Origin of the sequence: Acetoanaerobium sticklandii, assembly GCF_000196455.1 — a bacterium.
In the GTDB taxonomy this organism is placed as follows: domain Bacteria; phylum Bacillota; class Clostridia; order Peptostreptococcales; family Filifactoraceae; genus Acetoanaerobium; species Acetoanaerobium sticklandii.
In genome coordinates, this window is the sequence record NC_014614.1 from 565,001 (window position 1) to 567,500 (window position 2,500).

Here is a 2,500-nt window from a genome sequence, read left to right on the forward strand (position 1 = left end):
TATCGGGGGACCACCCCCGAAGGCTAAATACTACCCAGCGACCGATAGAGAATAGTACCGTGAGGGAAAGGTGAAAAGAACCCCGGGAGGGGAGTGAAATAGAACCTGAAACCCTATGCTTACAAGCTGTAGGAGTCCTTTATATGGATGACTGCGTACTTTTTGTAGAACGGGCCAACGAGTTGCAATATGTTGCAAGGTTAAGTATTTAAGATACGAAGCCGCAGCGAAAGCGAGTCTTAAATGGGCGTTTTAGTTGCATATTGCAGACCCGAAACCAGGCGACCTACCCATGGTCAGGATGAAGTTTCCTTAACCGGAAATGGAGGTCCGAACCCACGCACGTTGAAAAGTGCGGGGATGAACTGTGGGTAGAGGTGAAATTCCAATCGAGCCTGGAGATAGCTGGTTCTCTCCGAAATAGCTTTAGGGCTAGCGTCAGAGTTTAGATTGCAGGAGGTAGAGCACTGACTGTCCTAGGGGCCCTTTGGGTTACCGAAGACTATCAAACTCCGAATGCCTGTATATTATATCTGGCAGTCAGACTATGAGTGATAAGATCCATGGTCAAGAGGGCAACAGCCCAGACCGTCAGCTAAGGTCCCAAAATGTGTGTTAAGTGGAAAAGGATGTGGGATTGCCCAGACAACCAGGATGTTGGCTTAGAAGCAGCCATTCATTTAAAGAGTGCGTAATAGCTCACTGGTCGAGTGGTCCCGCGCCGAAAATTACCGGGGCTCAAACACACTACCGAAGCTACGGATTCATACTTATGTATGAGTGGTAGGAGAGCGTCGTATACGGGCTGAAGCTGTACCGTAAGGAGCAGTGGACTGTATACGAGTGAGAATGTTGGCATGAGTAGCGAGATGGATGTGAGAATCATCCAGGCCGAAAACCCAAGGTTTCCTGAGCAAGGTTCGTCCTCTCAGGGTTAGTCGGGACCTAAGCCAAGGCCGAAAGGCGTAGGTGATGGACAACAGGTGTAGATTCCTGTACCACCAATTATCGTTTGAGTGATGGAGTGACACAGAAGGATAGGCGATCACACAGTTGGATTTGTGTGTCCAAGCATTGAGGAAGTAGCCGCAGGCAAATCCGCGGTTACAATTCTGGGATGTGATGGGGAGCGAAATTTAGTAGCGAAGTCGTTGATTTCACGCTGTCAGGAAAAGCTTCTAGCGAGATAAAAGGTGCCCGTACCGCAAACCGACACAGGTGGGTGGGGAGAGAATCCCAAGGCCAGCGAGAGAACTGTTGTTAAGGAACTCGGCAAAATTACCCCGTAACTTAGGGAGAAGGGGTGCCTCATTAGTGTTAACGCATGAAGAGGCCGCAGAGAATAGGCCCAAGCGACTGTTTACCAAAAACATAGGTCTCTGCTAAACCGCAAGGTGAAGTATAGGGGCTGACGCCTGCCCGGTGCTGGAAGGTTAAGGGGATGTGTTAGAGCAATCGAAGCACTGAACTTAAGCCCCAGTAAACGGCGGCCGTAACTATAACGGTCCTAAGGTAGCGAAATTCCTTGTCGGGTAAGTTCCGACCCGCACGAAAGGCGTAACGATTTGGGCGCTGTCTCAACAACAGACTCGGTGAAATTGTAATTCCGGTGAAGATGCCGGATACCTGCGACAGGACGGAAAGACCCCATGGAGCTTTACTGTAGCTTAGCATTGGATTTAGGTAGTATATGTACAGGATAGGTGGGAGGCTTTGAAAGTAGGACGCCAGTTTTGCTGGAGCCATCCTTGGGATACCACCCTTGTACTATCTGGATTCTAACCACGATGAGTGAATCCTCATCTGGGACACTGCTTGGCGGGCAGTTTGACTGGGGCGGTCGCCTCCCAAAATGTAACGGAGGCGCTCAAAGGTTCCCTCAGCACGGTCGGAAATCGTGCGTAGAGTGTAAAGGCAAAAGGGAGCTTGATTGCGAGACATACAGGTCGAGCAAGGACGAAAGTCGGACTTAGTGATCCGGTGGTACCGCGTGGAAGGGCCATCGCTCAACGGATAAAAGCTACCCTGGGGATAACAGGCTGATCTCCCCCAAGAGTCCACATCGACGGGGAGGTTTGGCACCTCGATGTCGGCTCATCACATCCTGGGGCTGTAGTAGGTCCCAAGGGTTGGGCTGTTCGCCCATTAAAGTGGTACGCGAGCTGGGTTCAGAACGTCGTGAGACAGTTCGGTCCCTATCCGTCGCAGGCGTAGGAAATTTGAGAGGATCTGTCCTTAGTACGAGAGGACCGGGATGGACGCACCTCTGGTGCACCAGTTGTCACGCCAGTGGCACAGCTGGATAGCTACGTGCGGAATGGATAAGTGCTGAAGGCATCTAAGCACGAAGCCAACCTCAAGATAAGATTTCCCTCCGCAAGGGTAAGACCCCAGGAAGACTACCTGGTTGATAGGCTCTAGGTGTAAGTGCAGTAATGTATTGAGCTTAAGAGTACTAATAGGTCGAGGACTTGACCTAACTTAGGATTATGATATGCAG

General features: G+C 50.7%; 1 rRNA gene (only partly in view). It reads left to right on the forward strand.

What is annotated here, in order from left to right:
* Positions 1 to 2,479 (forward strand): 23S ribosomal RNA (locus CLOST_RS02530); it begins 439 nt to the left of the window's first position.
* The last annotated feature ends 21 nt before the right edge of the window (positions 2,480 to 2,500 follow it).